Consider the following 268-nt stretch of genomic DNA (forward strand, 5'->3'; position numbering starts at 1 on the left):
CTTGCTCAGCCGGCGTTGGCCATGCGCTGATAGTCGGGCGCGCCGTTGCCGGCCGGGGTGATCGGGATGCCGCCGTCGGCATATTCGTTCAGCTTGTTGCGCAGCGTCCGGATCGAGATGCCGAGGATGTTGGCCGCATGGGTGCGGTTGCCGAGGCAGTGCTTCAAAGTTTCCAGGATCAGATCGCGTTCGACGTCGGCGACGGTGCGGCCGACCAGCGCGCGGGTGACCTGCTCGGCGGCCAGCGTCGCATGCGCCACCGCGGGCG

General features: G+C 68.7%; 1 protein-coding gene. It reads right to left on the bottom strand.

Annotated elements, in window-relative coordinates:
• Nucleotides 1-5 precede the first annotated feature (5 nt).
• Nucleotides 6-268 (bottom strand): helix-turn-helix domain-containing protein (locus Ga0466249_RS26135; protein WP_246589070.1); only part of this gene is annotated, 263 nt, incomplete at its 5' end.

The organism is Pelorhabdus rhamnosifermentans (assembly GCF_018835585.1).
Classification (GTDB): Bacteria; Bacillota; Negativicutes; order UMGS1260; family UMGS1260; genus Pelorhabdus; species Pelorhabdus rhamnosifermentans.